The organism is Waddliaceae bacterium (genome assembly GCA_018694295.1).
Classification (GTDB): Bacteria; Chlamydiota; Chlamydiia; order Chlamydiales; family JABHNK01; genus JABHNK01.
The window spans coordinates 15,343-38,672 of sequence record JABHNK010000007.1; the positions used below are offsets into that span (position 1 = coordinate 15,343).

The window sequence follows — 23,330 nt, forward strand, 5'->3', positions numbered from 1 at the left end:
TGATTAGGTGCCTACTTTTTTATTTTTTAAGTAGAAAGATATTGTATAGCTGTCTTTTCCGGTATTCCATGATACGTCATATTTATTATTGATAAAGGAGGTGTCTTCTAGTATAGCCTGGTGAAATTCTCGCGCTATACGAGGTGTTGGTGTTGAGAATGATAGCTTTACTTTAACGAGGTACGGGTCTTTTTTCTTTGCCGGTCCTGGGCGCTTTACCATGGTATACGTAAGGTTTTCTAGGGAGATAAGCGCAGATTTTTCTTTCGTCTCTTCGTTGATACTGACGATATATGGTCGTGTGCTTAGCCATGCAAGAAGGTCACATACGCGGGGCACCGAAGGAAATAGCGTGTAGTCGTCACGAATTCCGGATATTGTTGATTCGAAATCAGAGAGACTAGAAGATAAAAAACTAAGGTTTATGTGTGATGAAGAGAGGCTCCCTTCTTCTTTGGTATTATTTAAAGCTGTTGAGAGAGAGAGAGACTCTTTATATGTTTCGACAAAGGAGGAATATGAATGTTGAAGTTGTTGTTCTTGATGATGAAGCATGCCTTTCCCTAAAGTGAAAAGGGAGATTGTTAAGAGGGCGGAAAGTGAAAGATATGAAATCAGTGCTTTTTTGATATGACGTAATGGTCGCGGATGGGAAAATGTTTCTTTGCGGAAGTTTATTGTGTCAGAGTTGTTTTTTGTTGCGCTAATAGCAAGGCCTAGTGGTACGGCGAAGCGGTGGCAGTCGGGATGGTTTTTTATTGTCGATGTAGGATAAGAAAGAAGGAGATTTTTTTTTGTGAGAGCCGTCTCGAGGAAAGAAGGGGTGTTGCTTGACAAGGAGAAATTTCCTGTGGATATAAATACCGAAGAAAGTATTTTTTTTGTGCTGGTTTCTAGTGATAAAACGGTTTTTACTAATTCGTTTTTAAGAGAGTCAACAATAGAAAGAGTGAGGGAAAGGTCGCTGGCATCGATGTCTGTAAAGTCAAAATTTTCATAGAAAAACAACTTGGCTTCGCTGGCGCTGAGGCTTTTGTCGGACATGATGGCGGATGTGATGTCGTTGGAACCTAGAGATATAGATCGAGATGCGAGTATTTTTCCTTTAAAGGAAGTGGCGCATGTTGTTGTTTTATCGCCAAGGTGTATTATTAAAGAAACCTCTTCGTTGGAAGAAGAAAATTCATGAACAAACGCAGCAAGAGCCTGCGGAACACATGAAATGATATCAGGCTCGATGTCGAAATTATTAAGCTCTGATAAATATTGATCGACAGTTGTTTTTGTTACGGCAAAAAGGGTAATAAGTGTTGAGGACTCTCTTTTTTCGATAACAAGATTTTCAAGAAGTCCATCTTCTAGCGGGAAAGGAAGTAGTGGCTCAGCTTTGAATGGAATAGCGGCGTGAAGGTCGCTAGGCTTTGTGATAGGAATCTCGAGAGATCTGATAAGAATAGATGGCGTGTCGAGCGGAGAAATAATAACAGCATCTTTGTGTGGGGCGATGGCGTCACGACATGTATTGTTAAGCTGCTTTACATCGGTAGCGACGTCTTCGCAAAGGGCTATTACGGTAAAGCCGCCTTTCCTTTGCTGGATATAGGCAGTTTTAACAGAAGAAGTCCCAATGTCTATCCCTATGATATTATTCTGAGTCATCGCGATTATCTTTCTAAGGTATTAATAATAGTACTGTTATAAAAGCAGTATTATTTTACGACAAAGTGTGTATTTTATCAAAGCTTAATACCTATGATTGTCACCTAATCTCGTCTATCACGGTATTTTAGTGATTTAGATGTTGATTTACATGCCGAAGCGCGTTCTTTAGAGCTGGACGAGGAATGTAAATCAACAGAGGGGCTTCTAAAATATGGTGGTTGGCGAGATTAGGTGGCAATCATGGGTAATACTCCTGGAGTAAAAAAAGGGGTACATGGTAAAATGATTTATCACTGACGTTACGCACTTCTCTCACTTTATTGGTGTGCTGCAAGGAACAATCTGCTGCGTATTCCTCCTCGCCCAGCTCTTCAGAGCTTGGCTCGTCGGAAGTACTTGCATCTTGCCCCTTTCGCTATACCACTAAAGCAAGATTAGCGCGCAACAGCAGTTATCAATATTATTTTTTATGGTGGAATTATGTTTTTTCTTGTTTATGTTCTACACATTTGTTTTCTTGTATATACGCTCATGCTTTTTGCGCGCATTCTTGGTTCATGGATACCGGAGTTGAAAAAGCACAAGCTTATGCAATTTATTACGTATTACACTGAGCCATACCTTTCTATTTTTCGTCGTATTATACCACCGCTTGGCAGGATTGATATCAGTCCTATAGTGGCGTTTTTTGCGCTGCGTTTTTTCGAAAGCATTATCATGAGAATAATTATCTGATGTCAGGATTTTCATCACCATTTTGTCTTAGGGATCTTATTCTTCGGAATAATATAATATACGCACCGATGTCTGGGTGTTCGGATTTCCCTTTTCGTAGGATTTCTCGCGAGTATCATGAAGGTCTTATATTTTGTGAGATGGTCAAGATGGAGCCGCTTGTTCGTGGTCATAAAGGGACGCTTGGGTATCTTGATTATAGTGACGACATGCATCCTATAGGAGCGCAGCTTGTTGGTAGCAACCCGGCTATTGCTGGTGAGTCTGCGAAAATTATCGAGGACAAGGGTTTTGATGTTATAGACCTCAACTGTGGATGTCCTGTTGACAAAGTTATACGTGATGGAAGTGGTTCTGGGATGTTAAAAGACCCTCAGAGAATAGGGGATATTGTTGAGCAGATGGTTTCAGCTGTGAATATACCTGTGATGGTAAAAATTAGAGCGGGCTGGAATAACGAAGGGGTTAATATTGAAGAGATAACACGCATTGTTGAGGATGCTGGCGCTGTAGCGATTACTATTCATGGAAGGACGCGTTCCCAGGGGTATTCTGGTAGTGTTAATTTTGAGTGGGTCAAAGCATGTAAAGCCGCCGCTAAGAATATGCTTGTTATTGGTAATGGAGATATTTTTGATGGTCCTTCAGCAAAAGCGATGTTTGATAATACTGGTTGTGATGGCATTCTTGTTGCACGTGGCATGTTAGGAAATCCGTGGATTGCGGAGGATATTGAAAGGTACATGAAGGGAGGAGACATTTTGGAGCATTCTACAGAAGAGCGTCGTAGTGCTTTAGCCCGTCATTTTTCTTATATGCTTGAGTATAAAGAAGAGAGGAAGGCTCTCCTTGAGATGCGGCGAGTTGGTTGTTGGTATTTTAAGGGGCTGCCGCGTTCCAGCGAATTTCGTGGAGCTTTAATGAAGGCAGAGACGAAGGAAGCTGTGTGGAATCTTATAAAACAGAGTTGTGCTGATGAATGAAGGAGATGTTATGGGGCAGTATGTTGAGGCTCACGCTTTTGTTTATGGCCATGTTCAGGGTGTGTTTTTTCGTGACATGACGAAGCGTTATGCTGAGGAGATTGGTGTTGTTGGAAACGTGAGAAACTGTTCTGATGGTAGTGTAGAGATTTTTGTACAGGGGAGTCGCGACGATGTAGAGCGTCTTTTTGAGATGCTCGATGCCGGTGTTGGCCGAGTGGATTCTATGTCTATAGAATACAGGGAAATTCAAGAGAGATATACGAGTTTTAGTATTGAATAATGTGACGTATAAGACGTATAGCAGCAAGCCATTCCTTTTTGTGAGGGATGGTTTTTTTTATGGCATTGATTGTTTTCTTAAAAACATAAAGATTTTTTGGGTATTAATACAGGTTGTGTGGTAGTGTGTGATATATAAAACGATGGTAATATATTGAGGGCAGTATGAAGAACAAAAAAACATTTTTTAATACAGTATGTTGTGGCGTTAATCTCTTTGTTGTATGTGCGTTATTTGTTGGGATATTGACGTCATGTAACAGACAGGTTTCTATTGTAAACTCTGTTTCTGAGCGTGAGGCTAACGAGGTAATCGTTTTTCTTGCGAGCAAAGATATAAGGGCTATTAAGATAAAGAATGCCGATAGTGGTGGTGCTGGAAAAGAACTTCTGTGGGACGTATCAGTGTCATCGCGGCGTGCTACGGATGCAATGGCGATGCTTAATGTGGCGGGGCTTCCTAGGAAGAAAGGTCAAACGCTTTTGGAGCTTTTTGCTAAGTCGGGGCTTGTCTCTTCGGAGTCTGACGCCAAGATACGGTATCAGGCGGGTCTTGCCGAGCAGCTTGCTAATACGATACGAAAGATCGATGGTGTTATAGATGCTGACATACAGCTTTCATTTCCTGAAGTAAGTGAGTTTGGTCAGGAGGATGATGGTATTGTTACAGCATCGGTATACGTCAAACACCAAGGCATTCTCGACGATCCAAATGCCCATCTTATTCCCAAGATCAAGAGACTTGTTGCGAGTAGTATCAATGGTTTGAGTTTTGAAAACGTCACCGTTATTTCCGACAAATCACGATTTCTTAGTGCCATAGATATTGTTTCTGGTGAAGATAGTATTGGTGGAGATCGCGATTATGCAAAGATATGGTCTGTCATCGTTGACAAAGATTCTGTGGGTCGTTTTCGTACGATTTTCTTTACCTTTTCTATCATTGTTATTCTAGTACTTTTTATTCTTATCTGGATAGTGTGGAAGATATTCCCTCTATTACATCAAGTTGGAGGTTTCCACACCCTTTTCAGCTTAAAGGCTTTTGAGGAGGGTTCTGTTGACAAAACTGAAGAAGAGGCCGAAGAGGTCGAAGAAAAGAACGCAGAAGAAGTTCCTGAAGAGACTGTTGTTGAGGAAGAGCCTGTTGAAGAGGTGGCTATTGAGAAAAAGCCTGTTGAAGAGGGCGTTGTTGAAGAGCCTACTATAGCTGAAGAACCCGAAGAGAAAGAAGAGCCCGAAGAGGAAGAATAGCGATGGGGATTGCATGCTCTAAGAGCACAGCGATGTTATCGGTATTACTTAATCGCTATAGTGATGATGGTTCGGCGCTGCTAAGTTTTTTGCCTGAGGAGGAGCGCAGCGCTGTTGTTGATATGTCGCTTGATAGCGATAAAGCAATGGCTGTGGCGAACTTTTCTCAAGAGGCTCTTTTTACTATGCATTATTCGTGGATCTCGGACGTGATATCTAAGATCCCCGAAGAGATTCACGGTAAGATTTTTTCTGTTTTGACAGACTCACAGCTTCGTGGCCTTGGAATGTTGTTGAAGAGAGAATGTAAAAAGGAGCTGCTTCCCAATAAGATAAGAGCGTTTTTTATCGATTATCTTTTTTCTTTTTTCGATGAAGAAAAAAACTTTCCTGTTGAGTGGTTATCTTCTTCGGAGCTTTCATCTTTATTGACATGTGACAAACGTATGCTTGTTAGGGTCATAGATTTTTTAGGACTTTATGACCTTGCTCGTGAGGTGCCACTAATTGTTGATAGGGGAGTTTTGAAGAAAGTTTATAGTATGCTTTCTCCGCCACAGCGACGCTATCTTAAAAGGTGTTCTCGCGACCAAGACAAGGCGACGTTTCCAGAGCTTAATCTTCGGAGTTGGGATGGTGATACCATGAAGCTTAGGGCGACACTGCATCGTCGTGGTCTTATGCGTCTTGCTTTTGCTGTGTCTGAGGAAAGCCCTGCTTTTATATGGCATTTGTGTCACCACCTCGACATTGGAAGGGCGGTTTTTATTGAGAGAAGCATATCGAAAGTTGTTAACAGTGATGTTGTTGCTTCTGTTCGTTTACAGGTTCATAATATTATAACTTTTTTGAGGATGTAGGATGGTTAAAGAGAGCAAGCTTTTTTCTTTGATATACAGCGGTGACGTACATCTTTCTTCGGAGGAGAAGGTTATCCCCAAAGAAGACATTTCGGCAGTTTTTAGCGCTAAGGAGATGCTTAAGAAGGTCGACGACGATGCTGAGCGTTACAAGAAAGAGGTTTCCGAGGAGTGTGAGAGGCTCAAAGAGGCGGCCCAGGAAGAAGGTTTTGCTGAGGGGCAGAAGCGGTGGAACGAGCAGATAATTCTTCTCGAGAAGAGGCGAAGAAGGGTTCGTCGGGAGATGGAGAAAATCATCATACCGATAGCGATAAAAGCGGCGAAGAAGATTGTTGGTGATGAGATGTCTCTTAACGAAGAAGCTATTGTTAATATTGTTTCCAATACGCTACGAGCCGTGTCGCAGCATCAGAAGATAATTATATACGTCAACAAAAACGACAAAGAGGTTCTCGATAAGAACAAGTCCAGGCTAAATCAGATTTTCGAGCGCCTTGAGAGCCTTTCTATCCAAGAGAGAGAAGATGTTGCTCCTGGCGGGTGTATTATAGAGACAGAGGCAGGTATTATAAACGCGCAGATAGACAACCAATGGCGTCGTCTTGAGGCAGCGTTTCAGAAGGTAGTACAAAAAGAAAAATAGAGGCTTTTATGATACGATCGCGACTATGTTCTCCAAAATTTATATTTTTGGTTCTTATTGCTATATGTGTATGGTGGCTTGTTCCTATAAACCTTTTTTCTCAGAGCATTGCTGACCCGGCTGCTGAGAAGACGGCGAGGATGCTTCAGGAGTTTAACACGTTCAAGGGGCCATCTTTAGTTACACAAGCGGTAGCTCTTACTCTTATGGCGTTGTTACCATTCATTATTATGATACTGACAGCGTTCATAAAGATCGTAGTGGTTTTATCACTGTTGCGTAATGCCCTTGGTGCTCAGCAGGCACCACCGAACCAGGTCGTTAATGGCATTGCTTTTCTTTTGAGCATATATATTATGTTTCCAACGATGTTGCAGATGTACACGGCCGCCGAAGATCTTATCAACAGCGAGAATGTTCCGACTTCTATTGTCGACACCAATTCTTCGGAGTTTCTTATTACTGTCGCCAAGGCTGCCAGTGAGCCATATCGCGAGTATCTTATGAGGAACGTCATTCCCGACCATCAGCGGTCGTTTTATCGTATGACGTATAAGATCCTTCCTATTGAATATCGTGCGGAGCTTTCTATCAACGATTTTATCGTTTTGATACCGACGTATATCGCCAGTCAGCTGAAGGTTGCCTTTGAGGTTGGTGCGCTGATATACATACCGTTTTTTGTTATAGACCTTGTTACGGCGAATATTCTTTTGGCTATGGGTATGATGATGTTATCGCCGGTGACGATATCGATGCCTTTGAAGCTTTTTTTGCTGGTGATGCTCGACGGCTGGACGCTTCTTGTTCAAGGTCTTGTTGCAACGTTTAAATAGTGGGGATGAGTGAATGTTTGGATCGCAGATTGTACAGTCGGCATATCAAGGCCTTCTTCTTATTCTTATTCTTTCTGGGCCTCCGGTTCTTATAAGTATGGTATTGGGCCTTACTGTTGCGATATTTCAGACGGCGACGCAGATACAAGAGCAGACGCTTTCTATCACGGTAAAGCTTGTAGCTGTGACTCTTACGCTAATAATATTAGGAGCGTGGCTTGGATCGCAGATAATGCAATTTGCTATGACGATATTTACAAACTTCCCCACGTGGGTGGAGTGAACGCATCACGGGTGTCAGTATGAAGTTTGACTATTTATCACCGGATTATATCGACTATGTTCTTATGCACCCTTTTGTTCGGGAGTATATGACGTTTCTTCCATCGCTTTTTATTCTTACTATAGCGCGTCTTTTTCCGATAATAGCTCTTGCCCCGTTTTTAGGAGCAAAGCTTCTTCCTCACCCTGTTAAAGCAGGCCTTGGTATCGCTCTTTTTGCTGTGGCTTTTCCTTATGTTTTAGCACAGGCGACGGTGCCGTTACAGTTTAATATGATGCTTGTTTTTCTTTTTATCAAAGAGGCGTTTTTGGGTCTTGTCATAGGCTTTATTGCTTCCGTGCCCTTTGTCGTTGCTGAGACCGGTGGAATTTTTATCGATCACCAACGCGGCGCAGCGAGTTTTCAGGTTAATGACCCTATAATTCAAAATATGGGCTCGCCTATAGGGCTATTTCTCAATGTTTTTACGGTATATCTTTTCTTTTCCTTTAACGGGCCGATATTATTTATTGACACTGTAATGGAGTCGTTTCAGCTTCTTCCTGTCGATCAGTTTTTCAACAGCAAGCTTATTGCTCAAGGGTCGCCGTTTTGGGACCAGATACTTTTGCTTTATAATACTATTATCATATCGTCAGTGAGGCTTGCAATGCCGGCGTTACTTATAGTGCTTATGACTGACACATTCCTTGGTATAGCCAACCGCTTGGCGCCACAAGTTCAGATGGTGTTTTTGGGCATGCCACTTAAAGCTCTTTTTGGCGTGGGGATTCTGTGGCTGGGGTGGTTTGCGATAATACGCTATATCGGAGCATTTTCGATGTCTTGGCTCGACGAGATAACCAGGCTTATATATAAATTGGTATAATTTTTGGATTTCGTAGCCGTATTGTGCCGCTAGACTGCAGGATGCTGTTGCAATCGCGGGCTAAAAATTAAAAACCATTTTTTGTATGAAAAGCGATAATATGTTATATTTCATATGTTTTTATACATCGATAGAGAGATAAATGGTGGATTCACCCGAAGATAGCAAAAAATATAAGTATGGTTTTGTCACCGACGTCGAGAAAGACGCCATTGCCAAAGGCCTTGATGAAGATGTGATACGTCTCATCTCGGAGAAGAAGGGGGAGCCTTCTTTCCTCAGAGATTTCCGTCTTAAGGCTTTTGACATCTGGAAGAAGATGGAGGAGCCACATTGGCTCAATGGCACTTATCCTAATATTGACTATCAAGAAATATGTTACTACTCTTCTCCAAAGAAGAAACCAAAACTCAATAGCCTTGATGAGGTAGACCCTGAAGTTTTACGTACCTTCGAAAGGCTAGGGATCCCCGTAAAAGAGCAGAAGCGCCTTACCAATGTCGCCGTTGATATGGTTTTTGATTCCGTATCGATAGGGGTGACGTTTCAAGAAGAACTTAGCAAGGCGGGCGTTGTGTTGTGCTCTATATCAGAAGCAGTACAGCGCTATCCCGACCTTATTGAGAGCTATCTCGGCAGCGTCGTCTCTCCGGGAGATAATTTCTTCGCAGCGCTGAATTCTGCGGTTTTCTCCGACGGATCTTTTGTCTACATCCCCAAAGGTGTGACGTGTCCAATGGAGCTTTCGACATATTTCCGTATCAACGATGAGACGGCAGGACAATTTGAGCGCACCCTTATCATCGCCGAAGAGAGGTCTTCGGTGAGCTACCTCGAAGGGTGTACAGCGCCGATGTATGACACCAACCAGCTCCACGCCGCTATTGTCGAGCTTGTCGCTCTCGATGATGCCACAATAAAATACTCTACGGTGCAGAACTGGTATCCCGGAGACCCTATTACTGGGAAAGGCGGGGTGTATAACTTCGTGACGAAACGCGGGCTGTGCAAAGGCAAGAACTCGCGAATATCATGGTCGCAAGTTGAGGTTGGTGCTGCGATAACATGGAAATATCCGGGGTGTATCCTCGAAGGCAAAGGGTCTGTAGGAGAATTTTATTCCGTGGCGCTTACCAACGGTATGATGCAGGCCGATACAGGAACGAAGATGATACACCTCGGCGAAAATACACGGTCGACGATAGTGTCTAAAGGGATTTCTGCCGATAAATCACATAACAGCTATAGAGGCGTTGTGAAGATAGGAAAGAATGCTAAAAACGCCCGTAACTATACACAATGCGACTCCATGCTTATAAAAAATGAATGCTCGGCGAATACCTTCCCAGTGATAGAGGTGCGCAATACTTCGAGCGAAGTAGAACATGAAGCTTCGACGTCTAAAATGAACGAAGATCAGCTGTTTTATCTGCAGACAAGAGGAATATCGCGCGAAGAGGCGATAACGATGATCGTCGGGGGTTTCTGTAAAGACGTTATCAAAGAACTGCCACTGGAGTTTGCCACAGAGACGAGGCAGCTACTTACTTTAAAATTAGAAAACTCAGTAGGATAAAGAATATGTTTGAGATACGAAACCTTCACGTCGCCGTCGATGGTAAAGAGATCATTAAGGGCTTTACATTGAAGATACAAAAAGGTGAAATACACGTTATCATGGGGCCTAACGGCACAGGAAAGTCCACTCTTGCGAAGGCTATCGCCGGACACCCCGCATACGAAATTCTTGATGGAGAAGTCCTTTTTGATAGGAAGAATATCCTTGACCTCAGCATTGAAGAGCGTGTCCATTGCGGAATTTTTATGGGATTTCAGTATCCCGTCGAAGTTCCCGGTGTTACCAATGAGCTTTTCCTTCGCACCTCATATAATTCTATATGTAAAACCCAGGGGAAAAAGGTGCTTTCCCAAGAGGACTTTTCCGAGTATCTCAGCGCAACAATGAAAGCTATGGAGATAAGATCCGAGTTTAAAGAACGTAATGTCAATGAGGGGTTTTCCGGTGGTGAAAAGAAGCGTAACGAGATCTTGCAGATGGCGATACTAGACCCTAAAGTAGCGATTTTGGACGAGACAGATTCTGGTCTTGATATCGACGCCCTTCGTATAGTAGCAAGCGGAGTTAATAGGGTGATGTCTTCAGAAAAATGCCTGTTATTGATAACACACTACCAGCGTCTTCTTGATTATATCACCCCAGATTATGTTCATATTATGATGGATGGAAAAATAGTGCAGTCTGGGACAGCAGGCCTTGCCTGCGAGCTTGAGAAAAAAGGTTACGGCAAACTTTTTGAGTCCGAAGGAGAAGGGAAGTGAGTAAAAAAAATGTAAAGCAGCATTACATTGCAGAAGGAGGCCCGTTTTACAAGAGCATCGCTGAGTGTTATAGCGCCGTTTCTGGCGATGGCCTTCACAAGTTCCGCTCTGCCGCATGGAAAAGTTTTTGCTGCAAAGGCCTTCCTAGTGGAAGCACTACAGAGTTTAAAGGAGTACCTCTTCGTGACCTTTATAAGTCTTCATATAGCAACGTTTATAGTAAAGAAGCGCATGCCGAAGAAATCCTCGAAGGAATTTTTCCTGAGTGTTCTGACAGTGTTCTTCTCTTTGTTGATGGAGCATATAGTCCTCGTTTGTCAAAAATTGGTGCTTTACATGAAGGAGTTATTATTGCTCCTCTTGAAGAGGCTTTTAAAAGGTATGCTGCTTTTTTCAGAGGACATATTAAAAATTTAGACAACGAGGAAGACCCTTTTGTGTTACTTAACGGCGCGTTTGCTGGCGATGGCGTTTTTATTTATATTCCTCCCGATGTTTCTGTAGACGTTCCTTTGCATGTGTTGATGACAACGAAATCTGATGTTACGATGACTTTTCCTCGAGTACATCTTTTTGCTGGGAGAAATTCTTCTGTTACATTATATACACACACAAACAACAGCGCTTCCGACAGCTTTGCTAGTGGCGTCCATGATTTTGTTGTCGATGCTGGAGCGAGAGTTCACCATATTATGACGTCATCGAAAAATGCCTCTTGGCAGTTTGAAAGTGTCCGGGCTCGAGTAAAAAAAGACGGAATTTTTAAAAGTATTACTGTCGTCGATAGTGGTAGCTGCGTTCGTTATGACAGCGAAGTTATTCTCGAAGAAGACAACGCTGCAGCATATTGTTCTGGGGGTTGGCTATTAGAAGGCAATGACGGCGTTTATATCAATAACATCGTTGATCATCGCGCGCCTTCAACGGTCTCTCGTCAGCTTTACAAAGGCGTTTGTAACGATGCCAGCAGGTCTTCGTTTGTTGGAAAAGTTATTGTTGGCAGCGAAGCTCATGATACCGATGCGCGACAGGAGAACAAGAATATTTTGTTGGGCGACGATGCTATTGCCGATATTTTTCCTTCTATGGAGATTTTCGCCGACGATGTAAAAGCTTCTCACGGTGCCACTGTTGGAGCTCTCGACGACGAAGAGATTTTTTATTTGCGGTCACGAGGTCTATCGCTTTCCGAGGCGCGGAGTTTGTTGGTATATGGTTTCAACAAAGAGGTCCTTGACTTCATACCCCTTGATTCGTTACGAAGAGTATTAGAAGATAAAGCCCGGAGGTTTATATCATCATGAACGACGCCATTGATTTCATCGCTGTCCGCGACGGTTTTCCCATGCTTAAATCTACGATGCATGGTAAGCCCCTTGTTTATTTAGACTCTGCAGCGACGACACATAAGCCTGAGAAAGTTATTTCTGCGATGTCGGATTTCTATCGCAACGAGTATGCCACCGTACATCGTGCCATATATGAGCTTTCGCTACACGCAACGGAACGTTATAATGCTGTAAGGGGAGTCGTTAAAAATTTCATCAACGCCCCATCAGAAAACACCATAGTCTTCACAAGGGGAACGACAGAAAGCATAAACCTTGTAGCATCGTCTTTTGGAAAATCTTTCATCACTACTGGCGACGAGGTTGTTATTTCTGAGATAGAACACCATTCGAACATCGTCCCTTGGCAGCTTATGTGTGAAGAGCGCGGTGCTGTCTTGCGTGTTATTCCTGTCGATGATAATGGTGAGATTATCATTGAAGAGTATAGAAAAATGCTTGGTGCAAAGACAAAACTCGTGGCAATTTGTCATGTGGCGAATTCTATCGGGACGGTACTCCCTGTTAAAGAAATGGTTTCTATGGCACATGATGTTGGTGCCAAAACTCTCGTCGATGGCGCACAAGCAGCGCCGCATTATCCTATAGATGTCCAAGACCTCGACGCCGATTTCTATGCGTTTTCCGGACATAAAGTTTATGGCCCTACGGGTATAGGCATTCTTTATGGTAAGAAGGAGCTCCTCGAGGCTTTACCGCCATATCATGGTGGTGGCGATATGGTTGACATCGTAACGATGGCGAAAACAACGTATCAGCAGCCGCCTTTGAAATTTGAGGCGGGGACGCCTATGATAGCAGAGGTTATTGGTTTGGGTGCAGCTCTCGAATATGTTATGGATAAAGGTATCGAAACGATACATTCCTACGAGGAAAAACTTTTGGGTTATGCTTTAGATTGTTTTGATAATAGCGGTATCGACGGGCTTAAGGTTTTAGGCCCCTGTAAAGCCAGACGCTCTGGTATTGTAAGCTTTATCGTCGATGGTATTCACTCTCTTGACATCGGGACGATGCTAGATTTTAAAGGTGTAGCGATACGAACAGGGCATCATTGTGCACAGCCGACGATGGAGCGTTTTGGCGTGACATCAACAGCGCGGATGTCGCTGGGGATATATAACAACGAAAGCGATATCGATATATTTTTCGAAGGACTGAAAGAGGTCGTAGCTAAACTTCGATGACAATGGCTTCGGTAGGGCGCTGTGTCAGGCTTTCGTAGCCGTCTTTTGTTATCACTATAGTATCTTCGATGCGCACACCTCCGATATCTGGGAGATATATTCCAGGTTCTACAGTTATAACCATACCTTCTTGTAGTTTTATGTCGCACCACGGATCTTTGTGCGTTACGACGGGTGTTTCATGGACGTTGAGGCCGACGCCGTGTCCGAGTCCGTGTGAGAAATATTCACCATATCCTTCAGCGGAGATAATGTTGCGGGCGGCATTGTCTAGAGTGCCGAGATCCGTTCCTGGGCGGCATAATTCTAAAGCGGCCTTTTGCGCTCGCTGTACAATGTCATGGATCTTTGTTATCTCTGTGCTAGGGTCGCCGAAGAATGCTACACGTGTCATATCGGAGGCGTAGTTTTCTACGGTGACGCCGATATCCATAAGGATGACGCTGTTTTTCGTGAGTTTTGACGTTCCAGCACGATGATGAGGAAGTGCGCTGTTTGCTCCGAAGGAGATATTACTTTCGAAAGAAGGTGCTTCCCCGCCATTTTTTTTCCAGAAAATTTCCATCTCTGTGGCAACGGCTTTTTCCGTGATACCTTCTTTAAGAATAGAGCATGCATAGTCCCATCCTTGTGCTGCAAGGGCGGCGGAATTGCGCAAGGATTTGATTTCTTCAGCGTCTTTTATGCTACGAAGTTCTTTAAGCGGGGAGTCGGCGGCGACAAGGGTGATATCTTTAGAGGACAACTTCTTTTCGAGAGCGATAAAGGAGTTGTATGTCATAGTGGCGCCATCAACAGTCACACTTTTTATACTTTTTTTGGTTAGAGCTTCGACGAGCGCCGTTTTTGTCGTGGCGACGACGTCTATGGTGCCTAATTTCTTACATTCTTCGTAGTATCTGCTGTCGACTAAGATGGAGGCGCTAGAGGTGTCGATAAGAAGCTGTCCCATCGAGATGTCAAGCCCGGTGAGATATAAGATGTTTAAGGGTTCTTCGATAAGCAGGGCTTTATAGCCTTTTTCTTCTATGAGATTTTGTGTTTTTTTGATTCGAGCGCTGAAATTCATCTTTTTTCCTTTTTCAGTAGAACTTTTTTTGTAGCTCTTCTTCTGTTATTGTGGCGACAATAGCCTCGCCTTGTGGCGTTTGGTATGGATCGCTACATTTCATTAAAGTGTTGACGATACTTTGTGAGTCGTTGGCCGTCAACGTATTTTTTTTCGGTATCGCGGCCTTGGCGACGGCAACGGCGAGCTTTTCGCGACGTTCTTTTTTGAGTTTCCCTGGAGCCCCGAGGTTTTCGATAATGGCATCAACGAAAGAAGCGACATCACCGCTGTCGAGAGACTGCGGTATAGCATCGACTACGAAGTCGTTGCCGCCAAAATCTCTGATGCCGACACCGAAGCCATTGAGAATATCTAGATGTTCCTTGAGGAGCACGGCTTCTGCTGCAGAGAATTCTAGCGTTATAGGAATTAGAAGGTTTTGTATTCCTAAAGAAGAGATCCCGCGCTGTGAAGAGCCGTCGATAAGCTCTTCGAAGAAGATACGGAATTGTGCGCGTCGCCTGTCGACGATGGCAAGTCCTTTTTTTGTGGCGTCGAGGGACGAAGCATCGAGAAGGAGATATTCTCCGAGGACGCCGAGGACTTGTGGTAATGTTATGACGTCGAGGACGTCTTCTGTCGAAAATGCCGGCTCAGGAATGATGTTGCGAAATGTCGGTACCGAAAAAGAAGCCATATTTTTTGGGAGGGCGGAATCGCTAGGGGAGAATGTTGGTGATACTGTAGGCGCCGAAGAATCGATACCATCGTGTTTAGGATGTAAAGCCTTCATAAGGGCTTTATCGACGCCAGTGGATACGGTTTTTCTTATGGCTTTTTCGTTGTGGAAGCGTACTTCGCGTTTCTGTGGATGGACGTTTACATCGATTAAGCTTCCTGGGAGGGTAATATGTAGAAGGAAAGCTGGGAAGCGCCTCTCTGTTAGGCGCGTGCTGTATCCGTCAGCTACAGCGTATGACACCGTCGGTGATGATAGAGGTCTTTTATTTATGAAGATATGCTGTCCCGACCTGTTTGGCCTTGTATATGAAGGTATGCCGACGACGCCTTCGACGATAATGTCTCCCTCGCGATGATAAACATGTCGCGAAGATTCCAAGAATTCTTTGCCAAGGACGTCAGCGATGCGAGTTTTTAGGCTGTCGGTGAAAGAAACGTCATCCCAGGCCTTTAGGGAAAGCTGCTTTTTTTCATTGACGATGAAGTCGAAAGAAACCCCAGGGTTTGCAAGGGCAAGGGCTCCGACGACTTTATGTATCTGTCCGGTGTCTTGGGAGATGTTTTTCTGGAACTTTTTCCTTACGGGAACGTTAAAGAACAGCGAAGAGATCTCTATCGTCGTTCCTGGTGACCGCGCCGCTGGGCGGCATGACATTATTTTTCCGCCATCGACGGTGACCATGGTAGCTTCGGCGTCGCCATGAGGACATGTCAGCATAACGAACTTCGATATCGACGCTATAGAGGGGATTGCCTCGCCGCGGAAGCCCATAGTAGAGATTTCTTCGAGGTCATCAACACCGCTAATCTTCGATGTTGCATGCCTTTCGAGGCTTAGAAGGGCGTCGTCGGTAGACATCCCACATCCGTTGTCGAGGATGCGGATAAGCTGTCGGCCCCCAGCTTTTATCTCGACAGAAACTTCCGTTGCTCCGGAATCGAGGGCATTTTCAAGAAGTTCCTTCACCACAGAGGCGGGGTTTTCGATTACTTCGCCGGCAGCGATTTTGTTGATGGAATTGTCGTTAAGGACGCGTATTGTAGTAGGCATAATGAGTAGTTTTGTTTGTTTAACTGACCTTACGCGCTACTCTCACTTTATTGGCGTGCTGCAAGGAACAATCTGCTACGTATTCCTCCTCACCCAGCTCTTCAGAGCTTGGTTCGTCAGAAGTACTTGCATCTTGCCCCTTTCGCTACACCACTAAAGCAAGATTAGCGCGTAACATCAGTGTTTATGATACGATATATAGTACCATCACAACAAAAACGTTACAATACCTATAAAAAGGTCTTGTAGAAAAACGACGAACACCGTATGATTGATGGCGTATTTTATATTTTTATATGACAACCCTTTAGGAGAATTAATGGCTCGATACAGAGGACCCAAAAACAAGATAGCCCGAAGATTCCAAGCGAACGTCTTCGGCCGCGCACGTAACCCTATGCTTCACAAGCAGAACCCTCCAGGAATGCACGGCGCTCGCCGCCGCAAGAAGTCCGACTATGGTCTTCAGCTTGAAGAGAAGCAGAAGCTAAAAGCATCTTTTGGGATGATCAGCGAGAAGCAGCTTCTTCGCTATTATCGCGAAGCTGTACGTCGTGAAGGCAACACATCACACACTCTTCTTGAGATGTTGGAGTCGCGCCTTGACAATATCGTTTACAGACTAAAGCTTGCGCCGACGATATTAGCGGCACATCAGCTCGTCGCCCACGGACACATCCAAGTTAACGGCAAGAAGGTCGACATCAGATCTTTCTTAGTGAAGCCAGGCATGGAGATCTCGATAAGAGAGAAGTCACGGAAGATAGCATGCGTACTTAACGCCCTCGAAGGTGGACGTGATGTTCCCGAGTATCTTTCTCTTAACAAAGACGCTTTTTCTGGAACGATGTTAGCAACACCGAAATACGACCTTGTGTCGTTGCCGATGCCTGTCAACGTCGCTGTTGTTTGTGAATTCTTAGCACACACGAAGTAAAAGCAATACCACTGGTATTAAAACTACCTCCTTTTCGGCGGAAGCATCATCGATGTTTTCGCCGTTTTTTTTTGTCGCTAGTTAGAGCGTTTATTGACACCGAACTTCGAACTTAGTGAAGTATATCGAGAATATCGCGGGCTTTGACGATGAAGGCGACAGCGACGAGGGTTATCGTAAACGGCACGGCTTCTGTGAGGAAGGCGAGGCATTGTATTATCATAGTCCTCGGAAGTGGCAGAATTTCGTATGTTAGGACCATTGTCCACGGTATGTTCCATGGTAGGTGGTATGTTAGTAGTGTCGTCACTGTAGCGGCGAGGACGCCTGCTATTGCTACGGCGCCGAAAGAGGTGATGGCTTTCTTTGATATGATGTTTCCGTGATATTTTTTCAGGTTGTAGGCGAGAAGGGCGGCGTTTATCCATGCGCTGATACTCGTTGCTATTGCTATGCTTACTGCTCCCCATTTCAAGAAGAATACGAAGATCATATTCAAAAGAATGTTTATAATGACGGCGATGACGGTCGTTATTGCCGGCGTTTTGTAGTTTTTGAAGGCATAGAACGCCGAGGAAAAAAGGATTACAAGCGTTATCGGTATAAGTCCAGTAGAATATGCCAATAGGCAGCGCGTTGTCATTATGGTGTCTTCGACGCTGAAATTCCCGCGTCCGTATATGACATTTACCGCAGAGACCCCCGATACTATTATTAATAGTGTCGCTGGAAGCATCATGGCGACACATCGTCGTATTCCGAAGTCGAGAAAATGGTGGTAGCGTTCCATATCTTTAGCTTTTATCGCTCGCGATAGTGGTGGAAGCATCGCCCCCGTTATCGCTATTCCGAAGAGGGCAAGTGGAAGCTGCTGCAGGCGCAAGGAAAACCATAGAAATGCTGGGCCTTCGGCGCTGGCGGCACGGGCGAATAGGGCGTCGAGGCCGTTGTTTATCTGTGCTGCTGCTACGCCAAGGATTCCCAAAAGCAGAGCTTTTGCCATAGGACGCAGGCTTCTTGAGAAAAAGGACGTATCTTTAAGCCACTGTATTGTTATATATCGCTTGAGATGTGAAATTGTCCCAGGAACCGTAACCAGCCATTGTGCTACGAAGGCGATGACGACGATTACGGCAAGCCATGTCATAGCATCGCGGACAGGTAATGTCTTCATTGCTATTACGGCAAAGACCCATATTCCATTGAAAGCTATAGGCGCTATGCTCGGTACGAAATATTTTTTTTCGCATTGTAATAGCGCAGTGTTGATGCCGTAGAAACAGATAAAGAAAAGCCCGGGCATCATAAGCGCTGTAAGGATGATTATGTCTTTGTTGTCGGGAGAAGGCGAGAATATGGGAATGCTTGCTAGTAGGAGAATCTCGACGACGATGATGATTCCGACGAGGACTGTGGCCAGCGATCCCGAGACGTCGCGGAAAAATGACGCCGCACGATCTGGGTCTTTGTGTCTGATGCGCTCGAAATGCGGGATGAATGCAGCTTGCATAGCGCCTTCGCCGAGGAGTCTTCTTAGTAGGTTCGATAGTCTGAAGGCTATCATGAAAGCCGCCACGGCAGGGGTTGCGCCAAAGACGGCGGTCATGGCAATGTCGCGGGCCATGCCGCTGATGCGGCTAAGAAGCGTTCCTGAAAAGAAGGATCGCGCTGAGCGCCCTATTGTGTGTGTGGAGTCGTCAGACATATTTTTTTTCTTTATTTAATTTTACTATGCACGAAATGTACAATGGGAAACAATGAGAAAAAGAGGTAAAGGCAACATGACAAAACAACTTCATAGCGACGAGCTTCTCATCGGCGCCCATACGTCGACGGCACAAGGATTATACCACGCCCTTATCGAAGGTAAAGATATCGGCGCCACGACGATACAGCTTTTTACTAGAAACCAGCGGCGCTGGGACAGCAAACCTCTCGATGACGAAGAGGTAGCTCTTTGGCATGCCACACTAGAAGATACAGGGCTTCGTAATATAATGAGCCATGGAAGTTACCTTGTAAACCTCGGTGCTCCTGATCCAGAAATATTGAAAAAGAGCCGCAAGACTTTAAAAGAAGAGATCGAGCGTTGCAACGCTCTAGGGATATCGTTTCTTACCGTACACCCAGGTTCAGCACTTAAAGACGACAGAACACAATGTATAGAGCGTATCGTTGAGAGTCTTCATGGTGTCGAAGATACGATAAACGAAGGAACGACGAGGATACTTCTTGAGACGACAGCAGGACAGGGGTCGGTTATAGGGTATCGCTTCGAAGAGCTCGCCGAGATCATAGAGAAAGTAGAAAAACATATTCCCGTAGGCGTATGTTTTGATACGTGCCATTCTTTCGCCGCAGGATATGATATCCGCACCGAAGAAGGATGGAAGTCGACGCTTAAAGAGTTCGACGACACAATAGGACTTGATAATCTCAGAGCTTTTCACGTCAATGATTCGTGGAACGCGATAGGCTCGCGACGCGATAGGCATGCCCCGCTAGGAGAAGGCGAGATAGGGATAGATAGCTTCAAAGTCCTTATGCGTGGTAAGATAACACGAGAAATCCCAAAATATCTCGAGACGCCAGGGGGCGATCCTTTGTGGATTAAAGAGATTTCGATGCTCAGGGAATTTGCAACGTTGTAACAATCAAAAGATTATGATATAATTTACGAGACAATATAAGAGGGAAACAATGCGTACCAAGATAAAAGAGATAAAAGACCGCGAAGACCAAGGCAAAGGCCTTGTTGGCAAAGAAATAACTATAAAAGGATGGGTTCGTACCGTCCGCATACAGAAGACGTTCACCTTCATCGAGGTCAACGACGGCTCGACGTTATCAAACTTCCAAGTCGTCGCCGACGACACTATGGAAGGATATGCTGAAGTTATAGAGCATCTTTCGACAGGAGCTTCCGTTGCCGTCGTTGGTGATATCGTTGAAAGCCCAGGAAAAAATCAGGCTGTAGAGATGAAGGCGAAGAACGTCGACGTCATAGGACGCTGCGATTCCGAGACATATCCTCTACAGAAGAAAAGGCATTCTTTTGAGTTCTTACGTACCATCGCCCATCTGCGTCCGCGGACTAATACTCTCGGCGCCATAACACGCGTTCACAACACCCTTAGCGCTGCGACACACCGTTTCTTCCAGGAGAAAGGCTTCTATTATATCCATGCTCCAATAATAACGGCTTCAGACTGTGAAGGCGCCGGCGATATGTTCCAGGTTACCACGCTGAACATCAACGAACCACCACGTGGCGAAGAGGGAGAGGTAGACTTCGAGCAGGACTTCTTTGATAAGCCGGCATATCTTACCGTCTCTGGACAGCTTAACGCCGAGATATATGCTTGTGCCCTTTCCGACGTATATACCTTCGGCCCGACATTCCGCGCCGAGAACTCACATACCTCACGGCACCTAGCAGAATTCTGGATGGTAGAGCCCGAGATGTCGTTCGCCGACATAAAAGATGATATGGACTGCGCTGAAGAATATGTCCGCTATCTCATTAAAGAGGTCCTCGACAAATGCAAAGAAGATATGATTTTCTTCGATAAGTTCATCTCAAAAGGAATCTTAGAGCGTTTGCAAAGTGTTGTCGATACACCATTCGAGCGTATAACATATACCGAAGCAATATCTCTTCTCGAGAAGGCGACGAAGACCTTCGAATATAAGCCTTCATGGGGTGAAGACCTACAGTCGGAACACGAAAGATATATCACCGAAGAAGTCTTCAAAAAACCCGTTATCGTTTACGACTACCCCAAAGATATCAAAGCTTTCTATATGCGTCTCAACGACGATGGCAAGACCGTCGCTGCTATGGACGTCCTTGTCCCTGGCGTCGGAGAGATTATTGGCGGAAGCCAGCGTGAAGAGAGACTCGATGTTCTTGAGCAACGCCTCGAAGAGGTCGGCCTCGATAAAGAAAATTACTGGTGGTATCTCGAGCTTAGGAAATATGGAAGCGTGCCACACGCAGGTTTTGGTCTTGGCTTCGAACGCTTTGTGCAGTATGTTACCGGCATGGAAAACATCCGTGACGTCATATCATTTCCACGAACTCGTGGAAAAGCACAGTTTTAACCCATGATTGCGACCTATCCTTTGCCATAGGGTTTTTGCGGTGGTACAGATACGAAGATGAAAGACGAGAGAATGTTAAAACATTCGCGAGGATAGAAGCAAAGTAGATGTGTTGCTGCAAAAAGACATATGGTGAAGCAAAATAACAGCAAATGGGCAAACAAAAACAATAAGAAAGAGTAAGGGCTTAAGGTATTTATCTCTATATAGTTAAAAACCTCTGTCTGAACTTTTAAAAAAGAAAAAAGGACTTGTTTCCTATAGCATCCAGAGTGTCAGGCAATCTGGCTCATTTTACTCCTCGCGAATAGTTAAAACTATTAGCTTGTCGTGCACTGAGCCATCTTACCTAACTCTATGGCGCTAAAGGAAAGATAGTTCGCAATCATGGGTTTAAGGGATTAATATGAAGCTATTGTTATCGAAACCACGAGGGTTCTGCGCCGGCGTCGTCAGGGCGATAAACACCGTAGAGCGCGCCCTGGAGCTGTGGGGAGCGCCGATATATGTAAAACACGAGATCGTCCATAATAAACACGTCGTTAACAAGCTCCGAGATAAGGGCGCTGTCTTTATCGAAGATCTCGACGATGCCCCAGAAGGCTCTAGGGTGATATATTCCGCCCATGGCGTAACGCCAGAAGTCCGTAGACATGCCAAAGCAAGAAACCTTATCGAGATCGACGCCACATGTATCCTAGTGACGCGTATCCACGAGGCCGTAAAACGGTATGCCGAGAAAGGATATGATATCATAATAATAGGTCATAAAAACCACGTCGAGATTGTAGGAACAGCAGGAGAGGCGCCAAATAAAACGACGATAGTAGAGAACGTCGAAGACGTTGAAAGACTTCCCTTTTCCGCCGACGACAAGCTTTTCTTTATCTCACAAACAACGCTTAGTTGTTACGATATTGAGAAAATACAAAACGCTTTACGACAGAGATATCCCGACATCGAAACATTGGCGAAATCGTCGATATGCTACGCGACGACGAACAGACAAACGGCGCTTAGGGAGATAACAAAAGATACCGATATAGTATTCGTTGTTGGCGACCCATCGAGCTCGAATTCTAACAGACTTCGTGAGATAGCGCAAAAAAACGCTGTCACAGCATATCTTATCAATGATGAAGACGAGATACAGGAAAAATGGCTCGAAGGCGTTAATACTATAGGCTTGACAGCAGGGGCGTCTACACCAGAAGACGTCGTGCAGAAAGTTATAGAGAGACTCAAGGTCATGGGCGTTACTTCGATAGAAGACGTTGTCTATACTACCGAAAGCGTTGTCTTCAGCCTGCCAAAAGAGGTTAACGAATAATATGAACAACAACACAGAAGCTCTCTCAATTGTAAAGACCCTCGTCGATGCAGGATATATAGCGTATTACGCAGGAGGATGCGTAAGGGATTTTCTTCTGGGGCATGATTTTGACGACATTGATATCGCCACAAGTGCTCTCCCCGATGATATCATGAAGATTTTCCCCCACACCATAGGAGTAGGGGCGCATTTCGGCGTGGTTGTCGTAGTTGTCGAAGGCCGCCAATATGAAGTCGCTACGTTCCGCAGCGAAGGAGGATACACCGACGGGCGTAGACCTCAGCATATCACAGCGACGACCCCCGAAGAGGATGTAAAGCGCCGCGACTTCACCATCAACGGCATGTTCTATGACCCCATAAAAAAAGAGGTGTACGACTTCGTCGGAGGGAAAGAAGATCTAGAGAAAAAAGTCTTGCGCGCTATAGGTGATCCGCAGAAACGTTTCGAAGAAGACCGCCTAAGGATGATCCGCGCTGTGCGTTTCTCTTGCCGACTAGGATACGACATCGAAGAAAAGACGTATAAAGCAATACAAGAATATTCCCATACCGTTTTGCCAGCAGTGTCGATGGAAAGGATATGGCAGGAATTTTCTAAGATGATAAAAGACGAGCATTTCGGCGATGCTGTAATGATGATGTACGATACAGGACTTCTAAAGGCGGTGTTTCCTTCTTTGGAGGCGACAACGAAAGAAGCTCTTGAGGAAAATGTAAAAGGCTTTACATTATTTTCTGATAAAGTCCCCGCAGTTTTGTATGTCGCCACGCTTTTCTTGCAAAAGCCTCTTGAAGACACCCTTGAGCAATGTAAACTTCTTAAGATGTC

Annotated in this window: 22 protein-coding genes; 18 read left to right on the top strand and 4 right to left on the bottom strand. The window is 44.7% G+C overall.

Features of this window, described 5'->3' with window-relative positions; genetic code table 11:
- Positions 1 to 3 precede the first annotated feature (3 nt).
- Entirely contained in the window at positions 4 to 1,659 is a 1,656-nt protein-coding gene (pilM, locus tag HN980_00760) for a pilus assembly protein PilM (protein ID MBT6928018.1), read from the bottom strand.
- Positions 1,660 to 2,142: 483 nt separating this feature from the next.
- Here pilM and HN980_00765 point away from each other — a divergent pair, with 483 nt between their 5' ends.
- From HN980_00765 to HN980_00825, 13 genes are all read left to right on the top strand, one after another.
- Entirely contained in the window at positions 2,143 to 2,397 is a 255-nt protein-coding gene (locus HN980_00765; protein ID MBT6928019.1) for a YggT family protein, read from the top strand.
- Complete coding sequence (gene dusB / locus HN980_00770; GenBank protein MBT6928020.1) at positions 2,397 to 3,380, top strand: tRNA dihydrouridine synthase DusB; 984 nt, start codon at positions 2,397 to 2,399, stop codon at positions 3,378 to 3,380. The genes HN980_00765 and dusB overlap by 1 nt, the downstream gene beginning before the upstream one ends.
- The gene (locus HN980_00775) at positions 3,373 to 3,663 is read left to right on the top strand and encodes an acylphosphatase (GenBank protein ID MBT6928021.1); all 291 of its coding nucleotides are present in this window, start codon (positions 3,373 to 3,375) and stop codon (positions 3,661 to 3,663) included. Before dusB ends, HN980_00775 begins: the two co-directional genes overlap by 8 nt.
- Before the next feature lie 164 nt (positions 3,664 to 3,827).
- Entirely contained in the window at positions 3,828 to 4,916 is a 1,089-nt protein-coding gene (gene sctJ, locus HN980_00780; protein MBT6928022.1) for a type III secretion inner membrane ring lipoprotein SctJ, read from the top strand.
- Between the two features lie 2 nt (positions 4,917 to 4,918).
- Positions 4,919 to 5,776 carry a hypothetical protein gene (locus HN980_00785; GenBank protein ID MBT6928023.1) on the top strand — a complete coding sequence of 286 codons (858 nt, stop codon included), beginning with the start codon at positions 4,919 to 4,921 and terminating at the stop codon, positions 5,774 to 5,776.
- Between the two features lies 1 nt (position 5,777).
- On the top strand, positions 5,778 to 6,419 hold the full coding sequence (locus HN980_00790; GenBank protein MBT6928024.1) for an HrpE/YscL family type III secretion apparatus protein: 642 nt from the start codon (positions 5,778 to 5,780) through the stop codon (positions 6,417 to 6,419).
- 8 nt (positions 6,420 to 6,427) lie between these two features.
- Entirely contained in the window at positions 6,428 to 7,255 is an 828-nt protein-coding gene (gene sctR / locus HN980_00795; GenBank protein ID MBT6928025.1) for a type III secretion system export apparatus subunit SctR, read from the top strand.
- A gap of 13 nt (positions 7,256 to 7,268) precedes the next feature.
- Positions 7,269 to 7,538 carry a type III secretion system export apparatus subunit SctS gene (gene sctS, locus HN980_00800; GenBank protein ID MBT6928026.1) on the top strand — a complete coding sequence of 90 codons (270 nt, stop codon included), beginning with the start codon at positions 7,269 to 7,271 and terminating at the stop codon, positions 7,536 to 7,538.
- Positions 7,539 to 7,557: 19 nt separating this feature from the next.
- The gene (locus HN980_00805; protein MBT6928027.1) at positions 7,558 to 8,406 is read left to right on the top strand and encodes a flagellar biosynthetic protein FliR; all 849 of its coding nucleotides are present in this window, start codon (positions 7,558 to 7,560) and stop codon (positions 8,404 to 8,406) included.
- A gap of 142 nt (positions 8,407 to 8,548) precedes the next feature.
- Positions 8,549 to 9,982 carry a Fe-S cluster assembly protein SufB gene (gene sufB / locus HN980_00810; protein MBT6928028.1) on the top strand — a complete coding sequence of 478 codons (1,434 nt, stop codon included), beginning with the start codon at positions 8,549 to 8,551 and terminating at the stop codon, positions 9,980 to 9,982.
- 5 nt (positions 9,983 to 9,987) lie between these two features.
- Positions 9,988 to 10,746, top strand: coding sequence for a Fe-S cluster assembly ATPase SufC (gene sufC, locus HN980_00815; GenBank protein MBT6928029.1), 759 nt, complete (start codon positions 9,988 to 9,990; stop codon positions 10,744 to 10,746).
- The gene (gene sufD / locus HN980_00820) at positions 10,743 to 12,050 is read left to right on the top strand and encodes a Fe-S cluster assembly protein SufD (protein MBT6928030.1); all 1,308 of its coding nucleotides are present in this window, start codon (positions 10,743 to 10,745) and stop codon (positions 12,048 to 12,050) included. Before sufC ends, sufD begins: the two co-directional genes overlap by 4 nt.
- Positions 12,047 to 13,282, top strand: a complete 1,236-nt coding sequence (locus HN980_00825; protein ID MBT6928031.1) for a cysteine desulfurase — start codon at positions 12,047 to 12,049, stop codon at positions 13,280 to 13,282. The genes sufD and HN980_00825 overlap by 4 nt, the downstream gene beginning before the upstream one ends.
- On the opposite strand, the gene HN980_00830 is transcribed toward HN980_00825, so the two are convergent.
- Complete coding sequence (locus HN980_00830) at positions 13,269 to 14,351, bottom strand: aminopeptidase P family protein (GenBank protein MBT6928032.1); 1,083 nt, start codon at positions 14,349 to 14,351, stop codon at positions 13,269 to 13,271. The two genes, HN980_00825 and HN980_00830, sit on opposite strands and share 14 nt — an antisense overlap.
- Positions 14,352 to 14,364: 13 nt before the next feature.
- Positions 14,365 to 16,125 carry a DNA mismatch repair endonuclease MutL gene (gene mutL, locus HN980_00835; GenBank protein MBT6928033.1) on the bottom strand — a complete coding sequence of 587 codons (1,761 nt, stop codon included), beginning with the start codon at positions 16,123 to 16,125 and terminating at the stop codon, positions 14,365 to 14,367.
- Between the two features lie 319 nt (positions 16,126 to 16,444).
- Here mutL and rpsD point away from each other — a divergent pair, with 319 nt between their 5' ends.
- The gene (gene rpsD, locus HN980_00840; GenBank protein MBT6928034.1) at positions 16,445 to 17,062 is read left to right on the top strand and encodes a 30S ribosomal protein S4; all 618 of its coding nucleotides are present in this window, start codon (positions 16,445 to 16,447) and stop codon (positions 17,060 to 17,062) included.
- Positions 17,063 to 17,174: 112 nt separating this feature from the next.
- Here rpsD and murJ read toward each other — a convergent pair whose 3' ends face one another.
- Positions 17,175 to 18,767, bottom strand: coding sequence for a murein biosynthesis integral membrane protein MurJ (gene murJ / locus HN980_00845; GenBank protein ID MBT6928035.1), 1,593 nt, complete (start codon positions 18,765 to 18,767; stop codon positions 17,175 to 17,177).
- Positions 18,768 to 18,843: 76 nt separating this feature from the next.
- On the opposite strand from murJ, the gene HN980_00850 reads away from it, so the two are divergent.
- The 4 genes from HN980_00850 to HN980_00865 form a co-directional block, all read left to right on the top strand.
- Positions 18,844 to 19,713 (top strand): deoxyribonuclease IV, encoded by an 870-nt coding sequence (locus HN980_00850; GenBank protein ID MBT6928036.1) that lies wholly within the window; start codon positions 18,844 to 18,846, stop codon positions 19,711 to 19,713.
- A 49-nt stretch (positions 19,714 to 19,762) separates the two neighbouring features.
- Positions 19,763 to 21,166, top strand: coding sequence for an asparagine--tRNA ligase (gene asnS / locus HN980_00855; GenBank protein MBT6928037.1), 1,404 nt, complete (start codon positions 19,763 to 19,765; stop codon positions 21,164 to 21,166).
- A 406-nt stretch (positions 21,167 to 21,572) separates the two neighbouring features.
- Positions 21,573 to 22,496: a 4-hydroxy-3-methylbut-2-enyl diphosphate reductase gene (gene ispH, locus HN980_00860; protein ID MBT6928038.1), complete on the top strand. Its 924-nt coding sequence runs from the start codon at positions 21,573 to 21,575 to the stop codon at positions 22,494 to 22,496.
- Between the two features lies 1 nt (position 22,497).
- A partial coding sequence (locus tag HN980_00865; protein MBT6928039.1) for a CCA tRNA nucleotidyltransferase occupies positions 22,498 to 23,330 on the top strand: 833 nt, incomplete at its 3' end.